The sequence below is a fragment of the Pseudoalteromonas sp. S554 genome (assembly GCF_005930865.1).
GTDB classification, from domain to species: Bacteria; Pseudomonadota; Gammaproteobacteria; order Enterobacterales; family Alteromonadaceae; genus Pseudoalteromonas; species Pseudoalteromonas marina.
In genome coordinates this window covers 42,109-67,862 of the sequence record NZ_PNDV01000005.1, presented here as the reverse complement: position 1 = coordinate 67,862, position 25,754 = coordinate 42,109, and the positions used below count along the sequence as shown (strand labels likewise).

The 25,754-nt window shown below is 39.9% G+C and carries 24 protein-coding genes; 12 read left to right on the top strand and 12 right to left on the bottom strand.

Annotation, left to right across the window (positions count from 1 at the left end; genetic code table 11):
* Positions 1 to 27 precede the first annotated feature (27 nt).
* The 7 genes from lptD to CWB65_RS02715 all read left to right on the top strand — a co-directional run bounded on the left by lptD (position 28) and on the right by CWB65_RS02715 (position 8,764).
* Complete coding sequence (gene lptD / locus CWB65_RS02745; protein WP_033025766.1) at positions 28 to 2,274, top strand: LPS assembly protein LptD; 2,247 nt, start codon at positions 28 to 30, stop codon at positions 2,272 to 2,274.
* A 39-nt stretch (positions 2,275 to 2,313) separates the two neighbouring features.
* The gene (surA, locus tag CWB65_RS02740; RefSeq protein WP_008131826.1) at positions 2,314 to 3,609 is read left to right on the top strand and encodes a peptidylprolyl isomerase SurA; all 1,296 of its coding nucleotides are present in this window, start codon (positions 2,314 to 2,316) and stop codon (positions 3,607 to 3,609) included.
* 2 nt (positions 3,610 to 3,611) lie between these two features.
* Entirely contained in the window at positions 3,612 to 4,604 is a 993-nt protein-coding gene (pdxA, locus tag CWB65_RS02735) for a 4-hydroxythreonine-4-phosphate dehydrogenase PdxA (RefSeq protein WP_008131824.1), read from the top strand.
* The gene (gene rsmA / locus CWB65_RS02730) at positions 4,601 to 5,407 is read left to right on the top strand and encodes a 16S rRNA (adenine(1518)-N(6)/adenine(1519)-N(6))-dimethyltransferase RsmA (RefSeq protein WP_006793226.1); all 807 of its coding nucleotides are present in this window, start codon (positions 4,601 to 4,603) and stop codon (positions 5,405 to 5,407) included. Before pdxA ends, rsmA begins: the two co-directional genes overlap by 4 nt.
* A complete protein-coding gene (gene apaG, locus CWB65_RS02725; protein WP_006793227.1) occupies positions 5,391 to 5,780 on the top strand; it encodes a Co2+/Mg2+ efflux facilitator ApaG/CorD in 390 nt (129 codons plus the stop codon). Before rsmA ends, apaG begins: the two co-directional genes overlap by 17 nt.
* 12 nt (positions 5,781 to 5,792) lie before the next feature.
* Positions 5,793 to 6,593, top strand: a complete 801-nt coding sequence (locus tag CWB65_RS02720) for a symmetrical bis(5'-nucleosyl)-tetraphosphatase (RefSeq protein WP_008131821.1) — start codon at positions 5,793 to 5,795, stop codon at positions 6,591 to 6,593.
* 155 nt (positions 6,594 to 6,748) lie between these two features.
* The gene (locus tag CWB65_RS02715) at positions 6,749 to 8,764 is read left to right on the top strand and encodes a methyl-accepting chemotaxis protein (RefSeq protein WP_008131820.1); all 2,016 of its coding nucleotides are present in this window, start codon (positions 6,749 to 6,751) and stop codon (positions 8,762 to 8,764) included.
* Positions 8,765 to 8,844: 80 nt separating this feature from the next.
* Here CWB65_RS02715 and mutM read toward each other — a convergent pair whose 3' ends face one another.
* Complete coding sequence (gene mutM, locus CWB65_RS02710) at positions 8,845 to 9,654, bottom strand: bifunctional DNA-formamidopyrimidine glycosylase/DNA-(apurinic or apyrimidinic site) lyase (RefSeq protein WP_008131819.1); 810 nt, start codon at positions 9,652 to 9,654, stop codon at positions 8,845 to 8,847.
* Positions 9,654 to 10,169 carry a hypothetical protein gene (locus CWB65_RS02705; RefSeq protein ID WP_033025764.1) on the bottom strand — a complete coding sequence of 172 codons (516 nt, stop codon included), beginning with the start codon at positions 10,167 to 10,169 and terminating at the stop codon, positions 9,654 to 9,656. Before CWB65_RS02705 ends, mutM begins: the two co-directional genes overlap by 1 nt.
* A 118-nt stretch (positions 10,170 to 10,287) precedes the next feature.
* Here CWB65_RS02705 and CWB65_RS02700 point away from each other — a divergent pair, with 118 nt between their 5' ends.
* Positions 10,288 to 11,214, top strand: a complete 927-nt coding sequence (locus CWB65_RS02700) for a manganese-dependent inorganic pyrophosphatase (protein WP_010556607.1) — start codon at positions 10,288 to 10,290, stop codon at positions 11,212 to 11,214.
* Positions 11,215 to 11,299: 85 nt separating this feature from the next.
* Here CWB65_RS02700 and CWB65_RS02695 read toward each other — a convergent pair whose 3' ends face one another.
* Together CWB65_RS02695 and CWB65_RS02690 are read right to left on the bottom strand one after the other, a co-directional pair.
* Positions 11,300 to 12,205, bottom strand: coding sequence for a tetratricopeptide repeat protein (locus CWB65_RS02695; protein ID WP_006793233.1), 906 nt, complete (start codon positions 12,203 to 12,205; stop codon positions 11,300 to 11,302).
* 73 nt (positions 12,206 to 12,278) lie between these two features.
* Complete coding sequence (locus tag CWB65_RS02690; protein ID WP_008131142.1) at positions 12,279 to 13,463, bottom strand: BaiN/RdsA family NAD(P)/FAD-dependent oxidoreductase; 1,185 nt, start codon at positions 13,461 to 13,463, stop codon at positions 12,279 to 12,281.
* Between the two features lie 331 nt (positions 13,464 to 13,794).
* Here CWB65_RS02690 and CWB65_RS02685 point away from each other — a divergent pair, with 331 nt between their 5' ends.
* Positions 13,795 to 15,930, top strand: coding sequence for a S8 family peptidase (locus tag CWB65_RS02685; protein WP_008131140.1), 2,136 nt, complete (start codon positions 13,795 to 13,797; stop codon positions 15,928 to 15,930).
* 323 nt (positions 15,931 to 16,253) lie between these two features.
* Here the strand turns inward: CWB65_RS02685 and rpmG are convergent, their stop codons facing one another.
* From rpmG to radC, 3 genes are all read right to left on the bottom strand, one after another.
* Entirely contained in the window at positions 16,254 to 16,409 is a 156-nt protein-coding gene (gene rpmG, locus CWB65_RS02680) for a 50S ribosomal protein L33 (protein ID WP_004587947.1), read from the bottom strand.
* Positions 16,410 to 16,420: 11 nt separating this feature from the next.
* Positions 16,421 to 16,657, bottom strand: coding sequence for a 50S ribosomal protein L28 (gene rpmB, locus CWB65_RS02675; protein ID WP_006793236.1), 237 nt, complete (start codon positions 16,655 to 16,657; stop codon positions 16,421 to 16,423).
* A 270-nt stretch (positions 16,658 to 16,927) separates the two neighbouring features.
* Positions 16,928 to 17,602 carry a RadC family protein gene (gene radC / locus CWB65_RS02670; protein ID WP_008131137.1) on the bottom strand — a complete coding sequence of 225 codons (675 nt, stop codon included), beginning with the start codon at positions 17,600 to 17,602 and terminating at the stop codon, positions 16,928 to 16,930.
* Positions 17,603 to 17,745: 143 nt separating this feature from the next.
* Between radC and coaBC the strand changes: the two genes are divergently transcribed.
* From coaBC to CWB65_RS02655, 3 genes are all read left to right on the top strand, one after another.
* Positions 17,746 to 18,939 (top strand): bifunctional phosphopantothenoylcysteine decarboxylase/phosphopantothenate--cysteine ligase CoaBC, encoded by a 1,194-nt coding sequence (coaBC, locus tag CWB65_RS02665; protein ID WP_008131136.1) that lies wholly within the window; start codon positions 17,746 to 17,748, stop codon positions 18,937 to 18,939.
* A 100-nt stretch (positions 18,940 to 19,039) separates the two neighbouring features.
* Entirely contained in the window at positions 19,040 to 19,627 is a 588-nt protein-coding gene (slmA, locus tag CWB65_RS02660; RefSeq protein ID WP_006794533.1) for a nucleoid occlusion factor SlmA, read from the top strand.
* 162 nt (positions 19,628 to 19,789) lie between these two features.
* Positions 19,790 to 22,564 carry a S9 family peptidase gene (locus CWB65_RS02655; RefSeq protein ID WP_138739835.1) on the top strand — a complete coding sequence of 925 codons (2,775 nt, stop codon included), beginning with the start codon at positions 19,790 to 19,792 and terminating at the stop codon, positions 22,562 to 22,564.
* A 157-nt stretch (positions 22,565 to 22,721) separates the two neighbouring features.
* Here the strand turns inward: CWB65_RS02655 and CWB65_RS02650 are convergent, their stop codons facing one another.
* The 5 genes from CWB65_RS02650 to rplU all read right to left on the bottom strand — a co-directional run bounded on the left by CWB65_RS02650 (position 22,722) and on the right by rplU (position 25,617).
* Positions 22,722 to 23,096: a DUF3718 domain-containing protein gene (locus tag CWB65_RS02650; RefSeq protein ID WP_138739834.1), complete on the bottom strand. Its 375-nt coding sequence runs from the start codon at positions 23,094 to 23,096 to the stop codon at positions 22,722 to 22,724.
* A 79-nt stretch (positions 23,097 to 23,175) separates the two neighbouring features.
* Positions 23,176 to 23,667: a type 3 dihydrofolate reductase gene (gene folA, locus CWB65_RS02645; protein WP_138739833.1), complete on the bottom strand. Its 492-nt coding sequence runs from the start codon at positions 23,665 to 23,667 to the stop codon at positions 23,176 to 23,178.
* 71 nt (positions 23,668 to 23,738) lie between these two features.
* A complete protein-coding gene (gene cgtA / locus CWB65_RS02640) occupies positions 23,739 to 24,890 on the bottom strand; it encodes an Obg family GTPase CgtA (protein ID WP_006794537.1) in 1,152 nt (383 codons plus the stop codon).
* A gap of 141 nt (positions 24,891 to 25,031) precedes the next feature.
* On the bottom strand, positions 25,032 to 25,289 hold the full coding sequence (gene rpmA / locus CWB65_RS02635) for a 50S ribosomal protein L27 (protein WP_002957747.1): 258 nt from the start codon (positions 25,287 to 25,289) through the stop codon (positions 25,032 to 25,034).
* 16 nt (positions 25,290 to 25,305) lie between these two features.
* The gene (gene rplU, locus CWB65_RS02630; protein WP_006794538.1) at positions 25,306 to 25,617 is read right to left on the bottom strand and encodes a 50S ribosomal protein L21; all 312 of its coding nucleotides are present in this window, start codon (positions 25,615 to 25,617) and stop codon (positions 25,306 to 25,308) included.
* Between the last annotated feature and the right edge of the window lie 137 nt (positions 25,618 to 25,754).

Sequence of the window (25,754 nt, the reverse complement as noted above, 5' to 3'; positions counted from 1 at the left end):
TTATACACACAGTATTAGGGTCAATAAATGAGCAAAACCTGGGGCATTTTGATGCTAAGCGTAGTTAGCGCACCATCGCTTGCCGAAACTGAACTGACACACAAACTTTGTGGCACTTCAATGCAAACCAGAGCTTGGCAACCGCTACCTGGCGTAAAACTCGGTAATGTTGACATTAAAGCTGATGATGTAGAACTCCTTGGTACTCAAAGCGCCGAATTTACCGGCAATGTTGATATTAACACCGTTAATATGAGTTTGTCCGCACAAACTGCATTGATAGACAAGCAACGTGGTTTACTTAATGCCACAGGTCCTATTGTATATCGCGATGCTGTTAGTAACGTAAATAGCTCAGGGTTAAATGCCGATTTAAATAACTCAGAAATTAGCCTGTTAGGTGCTGATTACAAGCTAACAGAACAACAAGGTAAAGGCGGTGCTGAAAAGCTCACTATAAATGATTCTGGCTTAGTACTGATGAATGCAAGCTTTACTGCTTGTCCGGGCGAAACCCCAGCTTGGGAAATTGAAGCCGACGAGATTAATTTATCTCGCGAAGAAGGTTGGGGCGAAACTCACAACGCCATACTTCGAATTTTAAATACCCCTGTTTTGTATTTACCTTATTTTACTTTTCCATTAGACGAGCGCCGTAAATCGGGATTACTCACGCCTAGTATTTCAAGTTCAGACAAGTATGGCTTAGAAACCATTACTCCTTATTATTGGAATATTGCGCCTAACTTAGATGCCACCATCACGCCGCGTTATATGGCTAACAAGGGTTTGCAACTAAAAACAGAGCTTAGATATTTAACCAAGCAACATGAAGGCCTAGTGGGTATAGAATACCTAAACAAAGACGACTCAGAGCCAGCGCTTGGTGAGCGCTACATGTTTCATTGGCAGCAAAAAAGTTACTTAAACGAAAATTGGCGAGCAAGTGTTGACGTTACCAATGTAAGCGACGATAACTACATTACTGATTTAGAATCAAGTTATGCGAGTAAAACCGACACCCAACTTTATCGTACCGGCGTACTGACCCATTTAGGAGACACATGGCGGACCGATATAAAAGTTCAAAACTTTGAGGTACTGGGTGATCACTTAGAGTCGTACACTGCTATCCCACAAATTAATTTCACACAAACAGCACCATGGAAATTTGATCATTTTGATTTTAGCGTGTCTGGTGAGTTGAGCCATTTTACCAACAGCTCTGCAATTATAGATCAAGCAACTCGAGTTCATATTGAGCCAAAAGCACGGTTTGATTACGACCAATACGCATGGTCATTTTTATCTGAAGTAAGCTTATTACAAACAAATTACGATCAACAAGGTGACCTATCTGGCACACAGTTTAAGCAGAGTGTATCGCGTACTTTGCCAAAAGTACGTTTATATTCACAGCTTAATTTTGAGCGCGATACGTCCTACCTTGTCCAAGACGGTATTCAAACACTAGAGCCGCAAATACAGTATTTATATACGCCTAATAAGGATCAATCTGATATTGGTTTATACGATACAACCAAATTACAAGACGATTATTACGGCTTATTTAGAGACACACGCTTTTCTGGTGTTGATCGAATAGCTGCTGCAAACCAGTTTACGCTCGGTGCAACAACGCGCTTATTTGATAAAAAACAAGAAGAGATTTTTAACTTTAGTGCCGGACAAATCTTTTATTTATCTGATGATGCCAAGCCAACCGAGCAAAGCTTAAACTCAGATACCAATTACAATGCATTATTTGCAGCGCAAACCATGGTACATTGGCATCGTCGTTGGTATTTTTCTGCGGGTATACAGTACAACACTGATAGCAAACAAATGATTCAATCAAATGCCACTTTAGATTACAAAGGTGATAATAATCAGCTAGTGCAATTGAACCATCGCTATGCAAATGATGTCTCAGGAAATACAATCGAGCAAACAGGTGTGTTTACAAGTATTCCAATAAGTGACGAATGGCAGTTTATTGCAAGCTATCATCGCGACCTTGAAAACAACCGAAGTGTCGAAATATTAAGTGGATTGCAGTATGAATCGTGCTGTTGGGCGTTTCAAATTACTGGTCACCGCCAAATCGAAACTGATTTAAATCATTCAATAGGTACAGAGCAAGCCACCTTTGATTCAGGTATTAGTTTTAATTTTGTACTAAAAGGACTGGGAAGTAAAAGCCGCTATGATGCACAAAAACTATTACAACAAGGTATTTTTGGCTATCGTAGACCGTATTTTCTTAATAACTAGTATCACAAACGTACTATTAGCAAGAGTAGTAAATAGAACATGACTTTAAAAAAATTATTAGTATCAACCGTTTTAAGTATCAGCCTGTGCCAAAATGCATTTGCTGAACCAGTAGAAATTGACAAAGTTGTTGGCATTGTAAACCAAGGTGTTATTTTACAAAGCGAAGTAAACTCCATTGTTGATCGCGTAAAAAAGCAAGCCCAAGAACAAGGTCAACAATTACCTAAAGACGAAACTTTACGTGTGCAAGCCATGGAACGTTTAGTTAGCCAAGCACTGATGATGCAAATGGCTGAGCGCATGGGTTTACAAATTTCTGACAGCCAGTTAGATCAAACGCTTGCTAACATTGCAAAAGAGCAAGGCGGTACAATTAGCGATTTACGACGTACGGTTGAAGCATCTGGCGATAGCTTTCAAGCATACCGTGAAGAAATACGTAAAGAGATCACAACACAACAAGTTACCCGCGCAAACGTTGACCGCCGCATTTATATTAGTGAGCAAGAAGTCGATAATTTATTAAAAATAATGGCTAGCCAAGGTCAAAGTGCGGAAGAGTATGATATTGGCCACATCCTGATCGATATTCCTAACGAAGCAACAGCAGATGAAATATCAGCGGCTAAAACACGTGCTGATAAAGTTATTGAATTACTTAACGACGGCCAAGAATTTAAACGCATTGCAATTTCATCATCAAGCGGCTCAAAAGCACTTGAAGGCGGTCAATTAGGTTGGATGGGTATAAATGAGATGCCTTCTCTTTTCGCTGAAGCTGTAAAGAGTAAAAAGAAAGATGCTATCGTAGGGCCACTTCGCTCAGGTGCTGGCTTTCATATTATTAAAGTTCAAGATGTGCGTGGCCTACAAGTAGTTGAAACAACAGAAGTGCGCTCACGCCACATACTTATTGAACCTTCAATTATTTTAAGCGAAGAAAAAGCACGTAATATGCTTGCTGGTTTTGCTAAAGACCTACGTGCTGGCAACGCTGATTTTGGCGAGCTCGCAAAAGAATACTCTGAAGATCCAGGCTCTGCACTCAAAGGCGGCGAATACGATTGGACTGATCCAACCACCTATGTCCCTGCGTTTAGAGATACATTACTATCGCTCAAACAAAACGAGATTAGCGAGCCTTTTAGAACCCAGTTTGGTTGGCATATAGTACAACTACTCGACAAACGTGTTGCTGATAAAACAGAGTTAGCAAAACGTAACCGCGCACATGGCATGCTATTTAACCGTAAATTTAAAGAAGAAAGCTTCAACTGGCAGCAAGAAATGCGCGAACAAGCCCATGTTGAAATTTTCCCTACAGACGAATAAATATGACCTTAAGAATAGCAATTACACCAGGTGAACCTGCCGGTATTGGTCCAGATTTGCTCATTACGCTTGCTCAGCAAGCGTGGGACGCACAACTTGTTGTGCTTGCTGATGCCAAACTTTTAAAAGAACGTGCAAAACTTTTAGGTTTACCTATAAACCTCATTGAGTTTGATGAAAGCGCTCCTGCTAAAGCAACACCCGCAGGCAGCGTGTATATTTATCAAGTCAATTTAGGTGATGATGTAGAGTTAGGCGTACTTAACGATGCTAATGGCCAATACGTGTTAGACACCTTGCGTATCGCAAGCGAAAAAAACATGGATGGCACGTTTGACGCTGTAGTTACAGGCCCTGTTCACAAAGGCATTATTAATAAAGCCGGTATTTCATTCAGTGGCCACACAGAGTATTTTGCACAGCAGTCAAACACAGCAGATGTTGTCATGTTATTAGCCACTGAAGGACTTCGTGTTGCGCTTGTGACAACACATATTCCACTGGCTTATGTTTCTCGTGCAATCACCGAAGACCGCCTGACCAAGGTTGCCACTATTTTAGATCACGACTTACGGACTAAGTTTGGTATTGAAAAGCCACGTATATTAGTCTGTGGGTTAAATCCGCACGCCGGTGAAGATGGTCACTTGGGCCGTGAAGAAATAGACACAATTACCCCTACCCTTGATATTTTAAGAAGCCAAGGGATGAATTTAATTGGTCCACTACCTGCCGATACATTATTTCAGGATAAATACCTTTCTGAGGCCGATGCCGTACTTGCTATGTATCACGATCAGGGTTTACCTGTGCTAAAATACAAAGGATTTGGTAAATCGGTGAATATCACGCTGGGTTTACCTTTTATTCGCACTTCAGTTGACCACGGTACAGCGCTAGATTTAGCTGGTACAGGTACAGCCGATGTTGGAAGTTTTGAATTAGCGATCCGCGAAGCAATTAAGCTCGCCCATGAAAAAGCACAGAATCAATGACCGATAAAGTACACTTAGGACACCGCGCCCGAAAACGTTTTGGACAAAACTTTCTATTTGATGAAATGATCATCGATAAAATAGTTTCAGCAATCGATCCTAAACCAGAAGATAATTTAGTAGAAATAGGCCCAGGCTTAGGTGCGATCACCGAACCTGTGGCTGAACTTAGCGGACACCTAACAGTTGTAGAGCTAGATAAAGACCTTGCAAAACGCTTAATTGAACACCCATTTTTAGGGCCAAAATTAACGGTAAACCAAGGCGATGCAATGAAGTACGACTTTGCAAGCTTAGTTAAAGACGACAAAAAGTTAAAAGTGTTTGGTAATTTACCTTACAACATCTCCACGCCATTGTTATTTCATCTTTTTGAGTTTGCCGATAACATTGAGCACATGCACTTTATGCTTCAAAAAGAAGTTGTAAAGCGCATGGTTGCAGGTCCTGGCAGTAAAACATTTGGTCGTTTAAGCGTGATGACGCAGTACTACTGTAATGCAATGCCTGTAATTGAAGTGCCACCAGAGTGCTTTAAGCCCGCTCCTAAAGTTGACTCTGCAGTTATTCGCTTAATTCCTAAAAAGCCTGAACAACGAACAGCTAAAAGCGTAAAAATACTTAACACTGTATGTTTAGAAGCGTTTAATCAACGCCGTAAAACATTACGAAACAGCCTTGGCAACTTACTTACAGCTGAAGAAATGGCAAGCATAGGTGTTGACGCTACATTACGTGCTGAAAGTTTATCTTTACAACAATTTATTGATATAGCTAACTGGATTTATGACAAAGAGCAGTAATATTGGATCACCTGTAAAGGTGTCTGTAGAGACATTTTATGTTGAAGGTCAATCACAGCCGGAAATAGAAAAATACGTATTTGCCTACTCTGTAACAATAAAAAATCATAGTTTATGTAGTGCTAAGTTATTGCATCGTTATTGGTTGATTACAGACGCAAACGGCAAAGAAGTTGAAGTTGAGGGCGAAGGCGTTGTTGGCGAAACCCCAACAATTGGCCCAGGTGAGAGTTACAAATACACCAGTGGTGCTATCCTAGATACACCTGTTGGTACAATGCAAGGCCACTACACGCTACGCAACGAGTTTGGTGCAGAGTTTGAAGCACCTATTAATGTATTTCGTTTAGCTTGCCCTAATATTTTGCATTAGTAAAAACGCTACATGGCCGATTATGCAATAGGTGATTTACAAGGGTGCTTCAAAGAATTCAGCACCTTGTTACAAAGGGTTGATTTTAATCCAAGTAAAGATCACCTATATTTAGTGGGTGATATTGTTGCCCGTGGTCCTGACTCACTTGCCTGCCTTGATTTCATCTATCAACATCAAGACAGCATGACAGTCACACTGGGCAATCATGATTTGCACATGATTGCTTGTTATTTTTTAAATAAACCGACTAACCCAAAAGATAAATTAGCCCCTATTTTTAAAAGCAGCTTACTCAAGCGTTATATCTCTTTTTTACAAACCCAACCACTCGCTTTATATTTAAAAACACATAATTGCTTTATCTCCCATGCAGGCTTAAACCCTGATTGGTCAATTGAAGATGCATTGCAACACGCAAAATTTGCTCAAGCTTGCTATCAATCAAAGAATGCAAAAAACTTTTTTAAGCATATGTACTCTCCCCATCCTAAAAAGTGGTCAACAACACTCAATGACTACGAAAAGTTTAGATATATAGTTAACTACTTTACCCGCATGCGCTTTTTAACCCATGACCATAAGCTAGACCTTAATGCAAAAGGTGCAATAGCAGATAGCAAAATGTTAACACCGTGGTTTATGCACAAGAACATTCTCACACTTAAGGATGAGCTTGTTTTTGGCCACTGGGCATCACTTGAGGGTAAAACAGGGGTTAACCATGTTCATGCTTTAGACACAGGCTGTGTATGGGGTAACGGGATGACGTTAATGGAACTTAAAACAAAAAATCTATTTATAGAAAAATGACTCTTTTTACCTAAATAACCTGAAAAATTCCAATACATCTGTTAGATTTATAAACTAATAGTTAAAATTAATTAAAGTAATTGATTTTAATTACTTAACTTATCCGAATAAAAGCCGATAAGTTTTAATTAAAGTATCTTTGAGTGGAAATCCATATGAATCTAACAGTGAGCCAACGTATTTGGGGTGGTTTTATATTTATCACGCTATTACTTTTAATTATTGGCGGCAATTCGTTAATTAAAATAGCGAATATAGACCGTTCTACTCAACAGGTGAACCAGCTATCATTACCGGCATTAAACAAAAGTTCAGAGCTACAAGCTGAATTCATATTAATGAGTAAGGCAGCACAAGCAAGTTTTTATACTTCATCTGCAAGTGAGCTTGAACCCATTAAAAAAAGAGTATTCGAACAAAAAAAATCATTCAACGAACTCCATGCACAGCTTCAGAGCGTTGTTAAAAACGACCCTGAACTAAGTAAAAGTAGTCAAAGTGTTGAGCAAACCTATGAAAACTTTTTAAGTATTGTTGAAAACTTACTCGAAGATAAAAATAAACAACTGGCATTAAATAAAACACTCACTGCACAAATTGAAGCCATTGAGCTTAGCGCAGAAGATGCTAACTCAGTAGTTTTAGACATAATTGATATAGATGGTTTTGAACAAGACCACCCTCGTGCTTTCCAAGCTGCAAATAACTTGGAAAATAACTTTATGTCGGTGGTTACCAACAGTACCGACATGTTAACAGTAAAAACGTTGACCACATTAGATATCGTTAAAAGTGAGCAAACCTACTATCTTGAAGAAGTAACACGCACTGTTGCTCTAATTAAACCGGCTATTGAGCAAAGCCATAGCGACTTGTTTAATGACCTCAAAGAGCATGTTGAAGCACTTGAGAGTAACGTAAAAGGTAACAACAGTTTAGCCGCGAATAAAAAACGTTTAATTGATTCAATTGCGCTCACTGAAAAAGAGCTAGCCGACTCAGAAGCCGCAACAAAAATAGCACTTAATCAAATTGACGAGTTAGTTTCGCAAGCAAGTAATGTTGCCTTTGAGCTTCAAAAAGGCGTTCGTAACGACGTAGACTCAGCAAACTTATGGACATGGGTTGGTATGATAATAGCAACTCTACTCGCCATCGCTATTGCATATATAACCGTAAGCCGTATTACCAAGCCACTTGCCGAAGTAAACAGAATTTTAGATATTGTAGCCAGTGGTGATATGACTCAACGCTTGGATGACAGCGCTAAAGACGAATTTGGCGAGCTATCAAAAAGCTGTAATACTCTAATAGACAGCTTACGCAGCTTAATCAAAGGGATTATTTCTCGCTCGACCCAATTAGCAGCTGCATCAGAAGAGACTTCGGCAATTACTGCAGAATCAAGCCAAGCTATTAGTAACCAGCAGGCACAAGTACAGCAGGCAGCAACAGCAACGACTGAAATGAGCAGTACATCGCAAACAGTAAGCAATAGTGCACAGCAAGCATTAAGCGAAATTAAAAACGCAGATAAAGAAGCTGAACGTGTTAAAGGTATTTCAAACAATAACAAAGCAACTATTGAGCAACTTGCGCGCGAGGTTGATGATGCCTCCCAAGTTATTAATAAGCTTCACCAAGATAGTGCATCGATTGGCAGCATACTTGATGTTATTCGTGGCATTGCAGATCAAACTAACTTACTCGCGCTTAACGCCGCAATCGAAGCAGCGCGTGCAGGTGAATACGGCCGTGGCTTTGCCGTTGTAGCAGACGAAGTACGCTCACTGGCAAGTAAAACTCAAGAGTCAACCCAAGAGATCCAATCAATGATTGAATCGCTACAAACGGGCGCAGAAGCGGCTGTAACAGCAATGACCAAAGGTAAGCAACGCGCAGTATCGTGTGTAGAGCAAACTGACTTAGCAAGTACAGCGCTTGACTCAATCACCTTTGCGGTATCGCAAGCCCATGACGTGAGTGAAGAAATATCTACAGCAGCACTTGAGCAACAACAAGTGGCTGAAGAAATTAGTGAACGTTTGGAGTCAATTGTTGCTATTGCAGAACAAACAGCTGAAGGCGCAAGCCAAACTAATATCTCAAGCTCTGAAGTAGCAAAACTAGCCGAAGAGCTGCGTTTATCGGTAGACGAATTTAAAGTTTAAAACGCTTTGTATATACTAAAAACCCCGTTAGCACCATGTGTTAACGGGGTTTTCTTTATAGCATTAGAAAGTAAAGGTAGTTACTTTTGGCAATGTGAACAAAAAACAGTACTACGCTGCCCCAGCCTTATTTCTTCCAGCTCATTATCACACGTTAAACAGGGCTTTCCTTTTCGCCCATATACCAATAGCTCTTGAGCAAAATAACCCGGCTTACCATCACTTTGTGCAAAGTCTTTAAGCGTGGTACCACCTTGAGTTATAGCGGCAGCAAGCGTGTCTTTTATTATAGGGATAAGTACTTGATAACGCTTAAGTGACACCTTCCCCGCTTCGCGCTTTGGATGAATCCCAGCTTTAAACAATGACTCGTTAGCGTAAATATTCCCAACCCCTACTACCACAGCGTTATCCATAATAAACTGTTTTACAGGTACTTTTTTATTGCGTGACTGCTCGTACACCCGCTTTGCGAAAAAGTTATCCGTTAAGGGCTCTGGGCCAAGCTTTGAGAGTAACTTATGCACCTCACCTGGCTCTTGCCATAAGCAACACCCAAAGCGGCGAGGATCGTTTAAGCGCAGCGCTTTATCATTAGCAAATACAAATTCAACATGGTCGTGCTTTTTTAAAGGCTCGCTCTTATCTACAACCCGTAGGTTACCTGACATACCTAAATGTAAAATAGTGCTACCAAGCTCACAATGCAGCAATAAATATTTTGCACGGCGCTCAATATTGGTAACAGTTAACCCCTCTAGCTGGTAAACATCGTCAGGTACTGGCCAGCGCATACTCGCATTATAAATATTAACCTTGGTTACAACTTGGTTTTTTATATGAGGAGTAATGCCCATTCGGCTCACTTCTACCTCTGGTAATTCAGGCATTAATTAGACCCACTTTGTGAAAAATCAAAACTAGGAAACAGCTGTGTAGCTATAGTTATATCAAGTGCAAATACGCGCTGAGTACTTTTTTCGAGTAAATAATACTGATTATTTCCTTTGTAAAGTAAATATACCCAAGGCAAACTTTCTCCAGCTAATTCAAATGTGGCAACAAACAAAGGCGCATTTGGGTTAAAAACCACAGACTCATTAACCACTGGCAACTGTATTCCTTGCCAAATATTAACAAGTTCTTGTAGTTGTTGCTCTGACGGTTGCCAAAAAACAGGCACATCTTTCTTTATTGCAGTTGTACGCCAACTAGTACCAATACGCTCAATTTTTTGATCAACAAAACTAAGGGTTAAAACAAAGCTTTGTGTAGGTAACACCGCTTGCAATGTGGGCTCTTGTTCACCACTTAAAAACTGCTTATGCCAACCATTTAAAAAGAAAATCATAATCAGCATCGAGAAGATTATAACGTTATTCCACCCCTTACGGCCCAGTCGCATATTTATACACCTAGTAAATTCAATATTTTAAAGTGTAACTAAAACTTAATTGCACTGTCTATATGTTAAAGGGCGCAGACTTTGTTAGAATATCGGCAAATTTAAAGGAGTTCCGTCAATGTCTATGTATGTAGTGGGCCATAAAATCCCAGATTCAGATTCTATTTGTGGTGCAATTGCACTGGCTTATTTAAAAAACCAAATTGATGAGCCGGCAATACCAACTCGTCTTGGTGAAGTTTCACCAGAAACTCAATTTATCCTTGATAAATTTGGCTTCGAAGCACCTGAGCTTAAATTAAGCTACGCGGGCGAAGATGTGTATATTGTCGATCACACAGAAAAAACACAAGCACCTGATGATATCGACCAAGCCCGCGTTGTTGGCGTGGTAGATCACCATAAATTAGGTGACTTAACATCATCTACTCCGCTTGAATGTTGGATCCGTCCTGTTGGCTGCTCAAATACCATTATTAAAATGATGTACGATTTTTACAGCGTAGAAATCCCTAAAGACATCGCAGGTATTATGATGTGTGCAATTTTAAGCGACACCGTAATATTTAAATCACCTACATGTACCACTGCCGATATTAAATGTGTTGAAGCACTTGCTGAAATTGCGGGTGTTGAAGACTTTAAAGAACTAGGCATGGATATGTTTCGCGTTAAGTCTGCAGTAGAAGATACACCTGCACGTGACTTAGTTATGCGTGACTTTAAAGATTTCAACATGAACGGTAACCTAGTAGGTATTGGCCAACTAGAAGTAATCGACCTTGCTGTGTTTGACGATATTAAAGCTGACCTTGAAGCTGATATTGCAAAGCTTAAAGCCGAAGGTAATCGTCACTCAGTATTTTTGCTGCTTACCGATATTATGAAAGAAGGCTCACAAATGCTAATTGTATCTGACGATGCAAACTTAGTTGAGCAGGCTTACGGCGTAAAACCAGAAAATGATAAAGTATGGTTAGATGGTGTATTAAGCCGTAAAAAGCAAGTAGTACCTCCACTACAAGATGCGTTTGCTAAAGCCTAATAGCTTTAATAAATAACACTAAAAAGCCGATATTGCATATGCATTATCGGCTTTTTTGTTTTTAAATTTAAAGAGCAAACTAGCATTAGATTTTACTTTTTATTTCATCATAAACTTTTGCATGGCTTTTTGAGAATTCCACATTAGTTCTATCTATTTTATTTAACCACAAAGCCGCTTGTGTTTTGTTACCCAACTCCCAATACGATTGCGCTAAACGTAAACTATAGGTTGCTTGGTAAATGCTATCCGGTTCGATGTAGTCGAACGCAGTTTTATAATATTTTACTGCGTTATTAAAATCATTATGCTTAAAATATGAAAAAGCTAAGTTACCTAGCGCAATTACAGTTTTAGCATGGTGTTTTGTTCTTTTTATAGCGTTGTAAGCTTTTAAATTACTTTCTATCGCTTGAGGGTACTGTTGCCAATTGTAATAAATGTGCCCTTTATTGATGTGCAGCTCAAAGTGAAAAATAGCATCACTACTTTTTGCATAACGCTTTTCGGCATCAAGCAATACCCTTAGTGCCTTTTTTTTATCGCCAAATATGTGCTGTAAATTAGCCAGCTCTACAAGCCTTAAAGGATCACCAAATACATTATAAATTTCATCAAGTTGAGCAAATGCTTTTGCCGCATAGGCTTTCGCTTGTTGCTTATCACCCAAGTAATTAAGCGATTTAGCATAATAAAAATAAACTTGTATTTTAAATGCGCCAGGTAATTCTTCTTGGTCAACAAAGGGGCTTAATGCGCTATGAAGATTATCGAATTTTTGATAATCAAAATAATAGTCAAACTCGTAAGTTTTCAATTTATACCAATTAGAGGAGTTCTTTTGTGTATTTAAAAGGCGAGATTGAATGTAGGTTAAGCAATCTTGGTCTGTTTTCATACAAAACACTTCATGATCACTTAAGTTTTCAGAGGCTTTTGCACCCATGCTTACATATAAAAGTAAAAAAACAATTAAAACATGCTTCAGCATTAGAACACTCATATTAGCCACATAAGTTTTAAGTGTAATATGAGTGTGCTCTATTTAACAATGGATAAAATAACTACGCGTATTGCCCGGCTGCAAATCCACAGCTCCAAGCGTACTGAAAGTTATACCCTCCAAGCCAACCGGTTACATCCGTTACTTCCCCTATAAAGTACAAGCCTTGTGATTTTTTGGCTTCAAACGTTTTAGAGCTTAGTTCGTCAGTATTTACACCACCCAGGGTTACTTCTGCAGTTCTATAACCTTCGGTTCCGTTGGGTTTTATTTGCCACGCATGAATGTAGTTAGCAAGGTCTTCAATTTGACTATGGGTAAGCTGATTAATATTGCAATCAGGTATTGCATTGCTTTCATGTAGTATTTCAATGAACCGTTTTGGCAATATTGTCGTTAGGCTATTTTTTAGTGATTTTTGAGGTTGCGTTTCTCGCCAGTCTGCAAGCCGCTGTTTTAAATCTAGCTCAGGAAGTAGGTTAATAGTAACAGCCTGCCCTGCACGCCAAAATGAACTTATTTGTAATATAGCGGGGCCAGATAAACCACGGTGCGTAAATAATATATTTTCTTTAAATGTGGTGCCGTCTTCACTTGTTACTTCGCACGGTATGCTAACGCCTGATAACCCTTCAAAGCGCTCTTTGTCGTGTTGGTGAAGGGTAAATGGTACAAGCGCGGCCATAGTAGGTAGTACGTTTAAACCAAACTGCTCAGCAATTTTATAACCAATAGGTGTAGCACCAAGCTTGGGCATAGTAAGCCCGCCCGACGCAACCACTAACGACTCACAATGCAAAGTCTCTTGCTCTGTGGTAACGCTATAACCCGACTCTGTTTTTTGAACACTAATCACTTCACTGCGCAAGGCTATGTTTACACCCGCCCACTCGCATTCTGTTAAAAGTATATTAACAATATCTTGCGCACTGTTATCGCAAAATAGCTGGCCTAACGTCTTATGATGGTATGCCAAACCGTGGCGGTCCACCAGCTCGATAAAGTCATGTTGCGTATAACGGCTCAAACATGATTTAACAAAATGTGGATTACCGCATAAATAGTTTTCTGGTGCGGCGTTTTCGTTTGTAAAATTACAGCGCCCGCCACCACTAATTAAAATTTTACGACCCGGCTTTTTACCCATGTCTAGCACTGTAACACGTCGGCCTCGGTATCCAGCTTGCGCCGCACACATTAATCCAGCCGCTCCCGCGCCAATTACAATTACATCTACCTGGGTCATCTATTTATCTCACTTAACAATTTGCTCGATTATAGCAAAATTTAATCGCCAGCAATGTACAGAATTCATTATTACAAATAACACAACAAATATATTTTCTACTTTTTAAAAGTATTAAAAATACAAATTAAAAAGCAGTACCTTTATATCATTTTTATTTTATATGACAAATACAAAACAATGACAAACCCCTTTAAAACACTCGTTATAACTAAATGAAATAGGGACATAATGATTTAGTATTTTAACTTTATTAACACATAATTTACCTTTGTACCTGCATTGTGACAATTCATCACGATATAACTAATAAAAAAATCTAGGGAAAATTATGACAACAAGTAAAACATTTAATAAGTGTGCAATAGCACTTACCATTAGTACGCTTTTTGCTACTGCATCAAGCATGGCCAATCCGGCACAACCAATTGGCCCTTCAGTGGCTGATACAACAGCTAAACTTCAAAATCAAAGTGGCTTTGAAACGCAATTCATCATTAAATATAAAAATAACAACGTTGATGCACTGAGTTACTCTACTGCAGATGAAAGCCCTGTAAACATGAAAGCACGTGCAAAAAACTTTGTTAAAAACTTTGCCTCTAAAAAAGGAAAAGTTAAAGCAAAGTACATTCGCGCAATGGCACTAAATAACCACCATGTTATGCGAGCAGATAAAAAACTTAGCGCAGCAGAAGCACAAGAGTTTATGCAAGAAATGGTTGATTCAGGCAACGTTGAGTACATTGAAGTTGACCAAATGTTAAAACCTTTTGCGACACCTAACGATCCGCGCTATGGCGACCAGTGGCACTACTATGAGCAAGCTGGCGGTCTAAACTTACCAACAGCTTGGGACACCGCAACAGGTAGTGGTGTAGTAGTGGCTGTTCTTGATACAGGTTACCGCCCTCATGCCGATTTAAACGCTAATATTTTGCCAGGTTACGATATGATTTCTAACCTATCAGTTGCTAACGATGGTGGCGGCCGTGATAGCGATGCACGTGATCCGGGCGATGCAGTAGCAGCCGGCGAATGTGGTAATAATGGTGCGCAAGGGTCTAGCTGGCATGGTACGCACGTTGCGGGTACTGTTGCAGCCGTTACAAATAATGGTGAAGGCGTTGCCGGTGTTGCTTATGACGCAAAAGTAGTTCCAGTGCGTGTACTTGGTAAATGTGGTGGTTTAACGTCTGATATTGCCGACGGCATTATTTGGGCATCTGGCGGTAACGTATCGGGCATCCCTGGAAACCCTAACCCAGCAGATGTTATTAACATGAGCTTAGGCGGAAGTGGCTCTTGTAGTTCTACAACACAAAATGCAATCAATACAGCTCGCAACAATGGCGCTGTTGTAGTTATTGCAGCAGGTAACGATAACGATAACTCAGCAAACTACAACCCAGGTAACTGTAACGGTGTTGTTAATGTAGCATCAGTTGGTCGAAATGGTGGCCGTGCTTATTACTCAAACTACGGTAGTAACATTGATGTTGCTGCACCCGGTGGTGCACAAAGCTTTGCTAACGATTCTGAAGGTGTTCTGTCTACGTATAACTCAGGATCGTCTTCTCCATCAACCGATAGCTATTCATTCTCTCAAGGTACATCTATGGCCGCTCCGCACGTAGCGGGTGTAGCTGCACTTATCAAGCAAGCAAAACCAAATGCTACGCCTGATGAAATTGAGAGTATTTTAAAATCGTCTACTCGCTCATTCCCTGCAACATGTAACAACTGTGGTACAGGTATTGTTGATGCTGCAGCTGCTGTTGCCGCAGCAAGTGGCGGTACAACACCACCCACAACAGGTGATAGTGAACTTGTTGATGGCGAAGCTAAAACCGGCTTAAGCGGTGGTGCTAACGCACAAGATTTTTACACCATGACCGTACCAAGCGGAGCAACCAATGTGACGTTTACAATGAGCGGTGGTACAGGTGATGCCGATCTATACGTTCGTGCTGGCAGCCAACCAACTACATCAAGCTACGACTGTCGTCCGTACAAAGGCGGCAACAGCGAAGAATGTTCTATCGATAATCCAACGGCAGGTACATACCATGTAATGCTTCGTGGTTACTCTGCCTACTCTGGTGTTAGTTTGGTAGGTAATATCACAGGTGCATCTTCTGGTGGCGGTTCAGGCACACCTGAAGCAGGTGGCGGTACTGTTAGTGACGTAAGTGCCAGTGCTGGTCAGTGGAAACACTACACACTAGATGTGCCTGCTGGTATGTCTACATTTACTGTAACTACTTCTGGTGGTACAGGTGATGCTGATTTATTTGTGAAGTTTGGTAGTCAGCCAACATCGTCTAGCTACGATTGTCGTCCATATAAAAATGGTAATGCTGAAACATGTACCTTTAATAATCCACAAGCCGGTACATGGCATTTAAGTGTAAATGCTTACAGAACTTTCTCTGGTTTAACTATTAGCGGACAATACCAACCATAATAGTAATTTCATAATCTTTGGGATAGCAAAGGCCAAACTGACTGTTTGGCCTTTTTTTGTGAATAAGATAATTTTTTAGTTTAATGAGGCTTAATACTAACGAGCTATTTTTAGACAACTAAGCCTCGTCAATCACTAGAGGAAGCTTCGTTATATACCTGTTTTATAAAAAGATTAAACGAACAATATCGGTTTTATTCCTTAAAACTGGTTGGGTATAGTTGCTAATGAACATACGTATTAGTTCAAATATATTACTAACTTATCACCAGAAAACAAAAAACCCAGCCTAAGCTGGGTTTTTAAATTCTAAAAAACTAAAATTACTTGATTTTAGCTTCTTTGAAAATCACGTGTTTACGAGCCTTAGGATCGAACTTTTTGATTTCCATCTTTTCAGGCATGTTACGTTTGTTTTTGTCAGTAGTGTAGAAAAAACCAGTACCGGCAGTTGAAACTAAACGGATTTTATCGCGCATGATTCAGTTCCTTAAACTTTTTCGCCGCGAGCACGGATTTCTGTAAGAACCGCGTCGATGCCTTTTTTATCGATAATACGCATACCTTTAGTAGTAGTGCGTAATGTTACAAAACGTTTTTCACTTTCAACCCAAAAACGGTGTGTTTGTAGGTTAGGTAGGAAACGACGTCTAGTCGCGTTTCTCGCGTGTGAACGGTGGTTACCAACCGCTGGACGCTTACCTGTAACTTGACATACTTTAGACATGTCTATATATCTCCAATAACTTCGCTCGAGCTTAATTTAATCTAAGGCCGTGTATTTCTGCCCTAGATAAATCGAAGGGCGCTCTTTATACAGCTTTTACAGGCAAAGATCAAATACTGATCTATCCAACCAGCTCATATGTAAATTTGATAGCGGCCAATTATAAAGATCGAATGCCCTTAGGGAAAGTAAAAACTGCATTTAAATTAAACTAATTTGCTAAAATGTATTAAACCGCTCATTTTTAGCACATTTCTATATCAAAGAGAGTTAAATAAGGCCACGCTCGGCAAACGAAACACACGTTTCACCTCCCACAATGATATGGTCAAGCACATTTATGTCTACTAATTGCAGTGCTTGCTGCAATTTATTGGTAATAAGCTTATCTGCTTGGCTTGGTTCAGCAATCCCACTTGGATGGTTATGAGCAAAGATAACAGCCGCTGCATTATTTTTAAGTGCTGCTTTAACAACCTCCCGCGGATACACACTTGCGGCATTTATTGTGCCGTAAAAAAGAATCTCATCTTTTACTAAGCGGTTTTGACTATCAAGATAAAGCACCATAAATACCTCTTGCTGTAGACCCCGCATTTGAATGGTTAGGTAATCGTATACTGAATTAGGGGAGTTAAACACGGCATCTCGTTGGCAGCGCTCCTGCATATAACGCTGACTTAATTCAAGTACCGCTTGTAATTGAACATACTTCGCCGTTCCCAATCCTTTTTGCGAACAAAATTCGTCCATGCTGGCATTAAACAAGTTATGTAATGTTTTATTTTCGTTCAGTAAGTGCTGAGCCAACTCTATTACGTTCATCCCCGGCAACCCGGTACGTAAAAATATGGCAAGGAGCTCTGCATCACTTAGCGCTTTAGCGCCTTTTTCGATAAGCTTTTCACGTGGGCGTTGAGCATTGGGCAGTGAAGTTAGTTGCATTTTTTCATCCTTGAATAACTCATGTGTCTTATAAATGTAATGCAAAATAAAAATTTAGCTTGTAATTTTAAATTAAAAACTTAGCTGAACGAGTAAAGATTTGTTATTTTAGGCGCCATATTTAATAAGATTGACAGACAACCATGATGACGTTAACAAACAAAAAAATTGTACTGGGTATTAGCGGTGGAATTGCAGCCTATAAATGCGCTGAGCTCGTAAGACGATTAAAAGAGCATGGTTGTGAAGTAAAAGTTGTCATGACTGAGTCAGCTAAGCATTTTATTACGCCACTCACAATGCAAGCCGTTAGCGGCGAGATAGTATCGGATTCATTGCTCGACCCTGCCGCTGAAGCCGCGATGGGACACATTGAGTTTGCCAAGTGGGCTGATCTTATTTTAGTCGCTCCTGCAACATGTAATATCATTGCAAAAATGGCGACCGGCATTGCAGACGACTTACTGACGACTTTACTGCTTGCGACCCCAGCAAAAGTTGCAGTAGCCCCAGCTATGAACCAGCAAATGTATGCACATGCTGCAACGCAAGCAAACCTAGCCACCTTGAAAGCGCGTAACGTACTTATTTGGGGCCCGGGTAAAGGAGAGCAAGCGTGTGGTGATGTTGGCTCAGGACGTATGCTTGAACCACATGAGCTTGTAGCGTTATGTCTTGAAAAGCAACCTCCTCAAATTTTAGCTGGTAAAACAATTACTATCACTGCAGGCCCAACCCGTGAGCCGCTTGACCCTGTTAGGTTTATATCAAACCATAGCTCTGGAAAAATGGGTTACGCACTTGCAGAAGCCGCGTTGTTACTCGGTGCTAACGTTAATTTAATTTCTGGCCCTGTAACTATTAAAGCACCTATTGGTGCAAACCTAATAAATATAGAAAGCGCAGAGCAACTATTAAATGAAGCACTAGTATATGCACCGCAGTCGGATGCGTTTATTGGCTGCGCAGCTGTTGCCGATTACAGAGCTGGCGAAGTAGCAACTCAAAAAATGAAAAAGCAAGGCGACGAGCTAACACTAACGTTAGTTAAAAACCCAGATGTAATTGCAGCGGTTGCTAATATAGAAAAAAACCGCCCTTACACTGTGGGTTTTGCCGCTGAAACGCAAAACGTTGAGAGTTATGCTAAAGGTAAATTAGTTAATAAAAACCTAGATATGATATGCGCAAACGATGTATCGCAAAGTGGTTTAGGGTTTAATTCTGATCAAAACGCGTTGACTCTGTATTGGCAAAATAAACAGTTAGAATTGCCCGTTAGCAGTAAAAGTACAATTGCTTTAAAAGTGATCGAACAGCTGGCTAAACATCTATAAAAGGCTGGAAACAAACTGAATAAAACATTAACATATGCTTTTCATTTGAACAAAAAATGATTAACCCCAGCCAAGAATAACTAATAAAAAAGGAATGTTCATGCCTGCGACAAAAAGAAGTAATCGCAAAGAGCAAATACTGCAAGCACTCGCACAAATGTTAGAAACAAGCCCTGGTCAACGAATCACCACAGCTAAACTAGCTGCTGAGGTTGGTGTATCTGAAGCGGCTCTGTATCGTCATTTCCCTAGCAAAGCGCGCATGTTTGAAGGCTTAATCGAGTTTATTGAAGACACTCTTTTATCGCGCATTAACCTTATTTTAGAAAACGAAAAAGAAAGCCAAACCCGTGTTTATAATATTTTACTTTTACTTTTAACATTTGCCGAAAAAAACCCTGGTATTACTCGCATTTTAACCGGTGATGCGCTGCAAGGTGAACAAGAGCGCTTACGTGAACGCGTTCAAAGCTTTTTTGAGAAATTAGAGACCCAACTTAAACAAGTACTCAGAGAACGTAAGCTCCGTGAAGGTAAAAACTTCCAAAGCGATGAGCTTACACTGGCTAACTTTTTACTTGCCTATGTTGAAGGAAAAATGAATCAATTTGTGCGCAGTGACTTTAAAACTAAGCCAAGCGTCCAATTTGAAAAACAATGGCCTGAATTGCAAAAAATTTGGCTCTAACATAATCATACCCACTGAATTATTTTTTTAATAAAACGACCAAATGGTCGTTTTATCGTTTATACCTGTTACTTATCGCCACTACCTGCCTTCTATCCTATCTGGTCGAAATATTAGTCAAACTCGTTACAATAAAATAATGTTAAAAAACGAGATTCAATAATGAAAACAAAGCTCACCCTACTAAGTAGCGCACTTATTACTGGCTTAGTCAGCACCGCGCCTAATGCAAAAGAGGCATTAGAATTCACAGATGTATTTAACTTTAAATCAGCCAAAGGCACACAACTATCTGAAGATGGACGTATTTTATCTTTAAGTGCCACGCCATACCGCGGCAATGCTGCAGGTCAGGTTTACTCTTTAACCTCAAATAGTTTAATCAGCGAAGTGGACCGCGGCACCAAGCCGTTTATAAACAAAGCAGCCAACTGGACTGCATTTACACAAGTACCCACATTACTCGAAAAAGAAACCACCAAGAAAAAAAACACGCTTAAAAATAACTTAGTGCTAGTGAATACTGAAACAGGGGAGCAAAAAAGTTTTGAGAATGTAGAAGACTACGTATTATCAAACGACGGGGTATGGCTTGCGTATCGCTTAGATAAAAAAGCAGATAGAACTGATAATGTAGAAAAAAATACCAAAAATGAGAGTAAAGAGGAAGACAGCAGCGCCATTTCACCTGACAAAAAAGACAAGGTTTACTCGCTCGTTATTGTTAATTTAAAAAACCAACAAAGTGAAACTATTGATAACGTTTTTAGTTACAGTATAAGTGCTACCAATGATCAGCTTTTACTAAGCCAAAGTTACCCTGATGGTAACGACAACCAAATAAAGCTAATCACACTAACATCTTTTAAAAGTGAAGTGCTAATTGATGAACCCGGTGTTATTGCTAATAAAATAGCATGGCACCCAATCGAAGCAACCGTAGCATTTACATTGGGTAATTATGTAAACGAAGATACCCGCCGTCGAAACCACTCACTACAATTATGGAAAAACGAAACACTTTTAACTATTGAATCTACAAACAAAGAGTGGACTATAGGCAAAACCGCAAAACTAAGCTGGTCAGAAAACGGCGAACGCTTATACTTTGAAAACCGACCAAAACTTGCAGCGAAAGTAAAAGCCAAAGAATTCGTAGATGAAACCTCACTCTATGACATTGCCACTATTCGCGATCAAAAAGGCTTGGATGTTTGGCATAATAAAGACCCAGAAATAAAACCACGAGAAAAACAGCAATGGAACGCGGTTAATAAGCACCGTCACTACGAAGCCGTATATCATGTAAATTCACAAAAAGTGGTTCAACTGAGTACCCCTGCAATGCCTAGTGTTGCTCTTAATACAGAACGCGATACTTCCTTGCTGGGCTCGTCAAATTCTCCCTATTTAGAAAAAATAATGTATGGCGGCTTTTTTGCAGATTACTACGCTGTAAACATTAATACAGGCAAGCAAACTCCTATTGTGACTAACAGCCCTTTTAGGCCTTCTCTTTCTCCTAATGGCTTATTTGCGGCTTACTTTGCTGACAACCAAATACAGCTAAAAGAATTAGCTAACAATAAGGTTACTCCGGTTACACAAGCCATCAAAGCAACCTTTGCCGACGACAAACACGATTACCCATCAGATCAACCAGGCTATGGTTTTGCAGGCTGGATGAGCGATAGCAGCCAAGTACTTGCTTATAGCAAATATGATATTTGGGCGTTTAATGTAAACACCAATCAAGCTAAACGCTTAACAAATGGAAAGCAGACTGATACACAGTATCGCGTCATTAAGCTTGATAGAAACCAGGTAGGCTTTAAACAAGATGAAACACTGCTAGTTACTGCTGTTGACCTTCAAACAAAGCAAAGAGGGATTGCAAAGCTTGATTTAGAAAATACGACCATTACTGAAGTACTCAGTGGTGATAAACGTTTTGATATTGTTAAAAAAGCCAAGAAAGCAGATAAATACCTATTTACTGAACAGAGTTATCATCAGTTCCCAGATTTCTATCAAACCGACTTAAGCTTTTTAACCACACAAAAAGTAACTGATTTGAACCCTCAAACCGCAAATTTTGCTTGGGGTGAAAAACCTGAACTGATTAGCTACAAAGGCTTTGATGGTGAAGACTTACAAGGTGTTTTAATAAAACCTGACGGTTACAAGAAAGGCGATAAAGTACCTGTTGTCGTTTATTTTTATCGTTACATGAGCCAGCGTATGTTTGATTTTCCTAAAATGGAGTTAAATCATCGCCCTAATTTCCCAATGTTTACATCAAATGGCTACGCCATCTTTTTACCTGATATTCGTTTTGAAATAGGTCACCCGGGCAAATCGTCAACGCAAACCATGATCAACGCTACCCAAAAGTTAATAGATCTTGGTATTGCCGATCCAAACAAAATTGGTTTGCAAGGTCACTCATGGGCTGGGTACCAAAGTGCATTTATTATCACCCAAACAGATATGTTTAACGCGGTTGTATCAGGCGCGCCGGTATCTAACATGACCAGCGCATACAGTGGTATACGCTTAAAGTCAGGCCTTGCTCGCCAGTTTCAATACGAAACAGGACAAAGCCGCATAGGTAAAAACTTATTTGAGGCACCAGAGTTATATATTGAAAACTCACCCGTATTTTTTGCTGACAAAGTCAATACGCCAATTTTAATCATGTTTGGAGACAAAGATGATGCGGTGCCTTGGCACGAAGGCGTACAGTATTATTTAGCACTTCGTCGTGCAGGCAAAGATGCCACTTTTTTACAGTATGAAGGTGAACCGCATCACCTTAAAAAATTCCCAAATCAGGTCGATTTTTCAGTCCGTATGATGCAGTACTTCGATCATTACCTAAAAGGTCAGCCTGCAGCTAAATGGATGATTGAAGGTGAAGCATTTATAAGTGAGTGAACTGAGACATTCATAAATAAACATGATAAAAGCTGATCAGAGTACTCAGACAGATAGAGGCCGATATTACTCAGTAATATCGGCCTCTAAATAGTCAATTATTTTTCCAGCAACAAAAAAGCCGCGATAATCGCGGCTTTTTTTAAATTACTAATAATTACAAACCAGCACGGTCTTTAATTACAGGAATAAGCGCAGAACCTGCGTGATTTCCTTCAGCCCAGGCTATGTCGGCACCGTCTGACAATGAACTTTTAGATAAGTTTTTAACAATATACTCACCTGCATCTACTGCATTGCTGGCAACAGCATGACGCAATAAGTTATTACCGTTACATTGAATAGAATCATATATGTTACGAATTTTTACACGAGAGCTTTTTAACTTGCTACGTAAACGGTTTTTATCATCTGCTGCGATATACTCGCAAATAGATAGCGCTAGTTGATCATTAGCCTTTGCTGGAGCTGTGTACGAAAGTGAACCTGCAGCAATAGCAGAAATAACAACTAACTTTGATAATTTAAACATTGTTGACCCTTGTTTGGTACTTTATTCCTACGTTAACTGGTTAATATTGTACCAACCTAGTTAACCTTTCGCAATAATGTTAGCAGTATTTATACAAAGTTACGAATTTATAACTATGTTTATTTTTTTCGTCAGGCTGTTTTACTTGCTCTTCTTTCACTTCCCAATTTGCAACAGCTTGATAATCAGGGAACTGTGTATCACCTTCTACATCAAGATCAATAAAGGTTAAATATAAGCGCTCAGCTTGTGTTAAAAATTGCTGATAAACATTTCCACCGCCTATAATCATCACTTCTTCAACACCACAAACCAAGCTCAGCGCGGCCTCTGGGCTTGTTACAGTTTCAATACCCTCGGCCTTATATTCAGTGTTGCGCGTAATAATAATATTGCGTCTACCAGGTAAAGGACAGCCAATAGACTCAAAAGTTTTACGACCCATGATCACAGGCTTACCTGTAGTAACGGCTTTAAAATGTTGAAGATCTGCAGGTAAATGCCATGGCATTTTATTATCAAGACCAATAACACGGTTATTTGCCATGGCGGCAATCATTGAAATAATCACATTAAATACCTAATACTTTACTATTAAAAAACAAAAAAGGAGCCTATGCTCCTTTTTATATTTAATGAAAATTAACGTTCGTAGACTACTTCTACATCGTAATCATCTTCATCCCAGTCATCCCAATCATCATCATCGCCCTTAGTGGCTTTTTGATGGTAGGTATCCCACTTAAATTCTATTTCTTCATCTTCAACTTGCTCAAACTTCTCTTTAGGCATGCTATCAAGCAATGTCATAATATCGTGTATAAGCGGTTGAGTATGCAGCTTGTTAATAGCTGAGATTTGATAAATATTTTCAGACTCACCTAGCTCTTGTGCAATCGCATCGCATAGCGCTTGTGCTTCATCTTCAGGTAACAAATCTATTTTATTAAACACTAACCAACGAGGCTTTTCTGCAAGCTTAGGACTGTATTGATGCAGTTCGTTTATAATTGCAAACGCATTATCGACTGGGTTTGATCCATCAACAGGCATTACATCAATGATGTGCAATAACACACGACAGCGCTCTAAATGCTTTAAGAAGCGGATACCTAAACCGGCACCATCAGACGCACCTTCAATCAACCCAGGTATATCAGCTATTACAAATGACTTGTTAGCTTCCGGACGCACTACACCTAAATTAGGAATAAGCGTTGTAAATGGGTAGTCAGCTACTTTTGGTCTTGCTGCTGACACACTGCGAATAAAGGTCGATTTACCAGCATTTGGCAAACCTAGTAAACCTACGTCAGCTAGCAATAGTAACTCTAATTTTAAGTTACGTACTTCACCGGGTGTACCTAGTGTTTTTTGACGAGGCGCTCGGTTAGTACTTGATTTAAAACGTGCATTCCCCAAGCCGTGGAAACCACCTTTTGCAACCAAAATTCGTTGACCATGTTGGGTCAAATCACCAAGCCCTTCTTGCGTATCAACATCGGTTATACGCGTACCTACAGGAACCATTACAAACAAATCGTCTGCTTTTTTACCTGTACAGTTTCGGCTACGTCCGTTTGTGCCGCGCTCAGCTCTGTGAAAACGCTCAAACTGATAGTCAATAAGGGTATTTAAGTTTTCATCAGCTTGTAGATAAACACTACCACCGTCTCCACCGTCACCGCCGTCAGGCCCACCATCTGGGACATATTTTTCACGTCGGAAAGACACGATACCGCTTCCGCCGTCTCCGGCCTCTGCGCGAATTTCTACTTCATCTACAAACTTCATGATTACTCACTTTAGGGATTGGCTTGCTAATTTATACATTATATACCGAAGCCAAGCCGATTGCAGGCTTGGCTTTGGTATATATTTTTGTCTCAAAACAAAAAACCCCGCAAAGGCGGGGTTTTTTAACTACCTTACTGATTACTCAGTTACGATAGTTACGTATTTACGGTTTAAAGGACCTTTTTGTTCAAATTGAACTTTACCATCTGCTTTTGCAAAAATAGTGTGGTCTTTACCGATACCTACGTTTGTACCAGGGTGGAAACGTGTTCCACGCTGACGAACAATGATGCTACCCGCTAGAACTGATTCGCCACCAAAACGCTTAACACCTAGGCGTTTGCTTTCTGAATCGCGACCGTTACGAGTACTACCAGCTGCTTTTTTATGTGCCATTTCTAAGTACCTCTAATTAAGCGCTAATGCCAGTGATTTTAACTTCAGTGAACCATTGACGGTGGCCCATTTGCTTACGAGAATGCTTACGGCGTCTAAATTTAACAACCTTAATTTTCTCACCGCGACCATGTGAAACAACCTCAGCTGTTATCTTACCACCGTTTACGAACGGTACACCGATCTCGATCTTCTCACCATCAGCAACTAAAAGCACTGAATCAAATTCAACTGCCGCACCAGTTTCAACGTCTAATTTTTCAAGACGAATCGTTTGACCTTCAGTCACACGATGCTGTTTACCACCACTTTGGAAAACCGCGTACATAATTAACTCCGTCTGTGCACCCTCAAATCGGCGCAACTAAAATATTCTTCGATAGGGCGCGAAGTTTACGCTAACGCGAAATAACTAGCAAGCCTATTTTGTAATTAAAATGAATAAAAAGTAGCTGCTTTGAGAGC

Coding starts and splice junctions, on each gene's coding strand:
- lptD (WP_033025766.1), top strand. CDS start 28: ATGAGCAAAACCTGGGGCATTTTGATGCTAAGCGTAGTTAGCGCACCA.
- surA (WP_008131826.1), top strand. CDS start 2,314: ATGACTTTAAAAAAATTATTAGTATCAACCGTTTTAAGTATCAGCCTG.
- pdxA (WP_008131824.1), top strand. CDS start 3,612: ATGACCTTAAGAATAGCAATTACACCAGGTGAACCTGCCGGTATTGGT.
- rsmA (WP_006793226.1), top strand. CDS start 4,601: ATGACCGATAAAGTACACTTAGGACACCGCGCCCGAAAACGTTTTGGA.
- apaG (WP_006793227.1), top strand. CDS start 5,391: ATGACAAAGAGCAGTAATATTGGATCACCTGTAAAGGTGTCTGTAGAG.
- CWB65_RS02720 (WP_008131821.1), top strand. CDS start 5,793: ATGGCCGATTATGCAATAGGTGATTTACAAGGGTGCTTCAAAGAATTC.
- CWB65_RS02715 (WP_008131820.1), top strand. CDS start 6,749: ATGAATCTAACAGTGAGCCAACGTATTTGGGGTGGTTTTATATTTATC.
- mutM (WP_008131819.1), bottom strand. CDS start 9,654: ATGCCTGAATTACCAGAGGTAGAAGTGAGCCGAATGGGCATTACTCCT.
- CWB65_RS02705 (WP_033025764.1), bottom strand. CDS start 10,169: ATGCGACTGGGCCGTAAGGGGTGGAATAACGTTATAATCTTCTCGATG.
- CWB65_RS02700 (WP_010556607.1), top strand. CDS start 10,288: ATGTCTATGTATGTAGTGGGCCATAAAATCCCAGATTCAGATTCTATT.
- CWB65_RS02695 (WP_006793233.1), bottom strand. CDS start 12,205: ATGCTGAAGCATGTTTTAATTGTTTTTTTACTTTTATATGTAAGCATG.
- CWB65_RS02690 (WP_008131142.1), bottom strand. CDS start 13,463: ATGACCCAGGTAGATGTAATTGTAATTGGCGCGGGAGCGGCTGGATTA.
- CWB65_RS02685 (WP_008131140.1), top strand. CDS start 13,795: ATGACAACAAGTAAAACATTTAATAAGTGTGCAATAGCACTTACCATT.
- rpmG (WP_004587947.1), bottom strand. CDS start 16,409: ATGCGCGATAAAATCCGTTTAGTTTCAACTGCCGGTACTGGTTTTTTC.
- rpmB (WP_006793236.1), bottom strand. CDS start 16,657: ATGTCTAAAGTATGTCAAGTTACAGGTAAGCGTCCAGCGGTTGGTAAC.
- radC (WP_008131137.1), bottom strand. CDS start 17,602: ATGCAACTAACTTCACTGCCCAATGCTCAACGCCCACGTGAAAAGCTT.
- coaBC (WP_008131136.1), top strand. CDS start 17,746: ATGATGACGTTAACAAACAAAAAAATTGTACTGGGTATTAGCGGTGGA.
- slmA (WP_006794533.1), top strand. CDS start 19,040: ATGCCTGCGACAAAAAGAAGTAATCGCAAAGAGCAAATACTGCAAGCA.
- CWB65_RS02655 (WP_138739835.1), top strand. CDS start 19,790: ATGAAAACAAAGCTCACCCTACTAAGTAGCGCACTTATTACTGGCTTA.
- CWB65_RS02650 (WP_138739834.1), bottom strand. CDS start 23,096: ATGTTTAAATTATCAAAGTTAGTTGTTATTTCTGCTATTGCTGCAGGT.
- cgtA (WP_006794537.1), bottom strand. CDS start 24,890: ATGAAGTTTGTAGATGAAGTAGAAATTCGCGCAGAGGCCGGAGACGGC.
- rpmA (WP_002957747.1), bottom strand. CDS start 25,289: ATGGCACATAAAAAAGCAGCTGGTAGTACTCGTAACGGTCGCGATTCA.
- rplU (WP_006794538.1), bottom strand. CDS start 25,617: ATGTACGCGGTTTTCCAAAGTGGTGGTAAACAGCATCGTGTGACTGAA.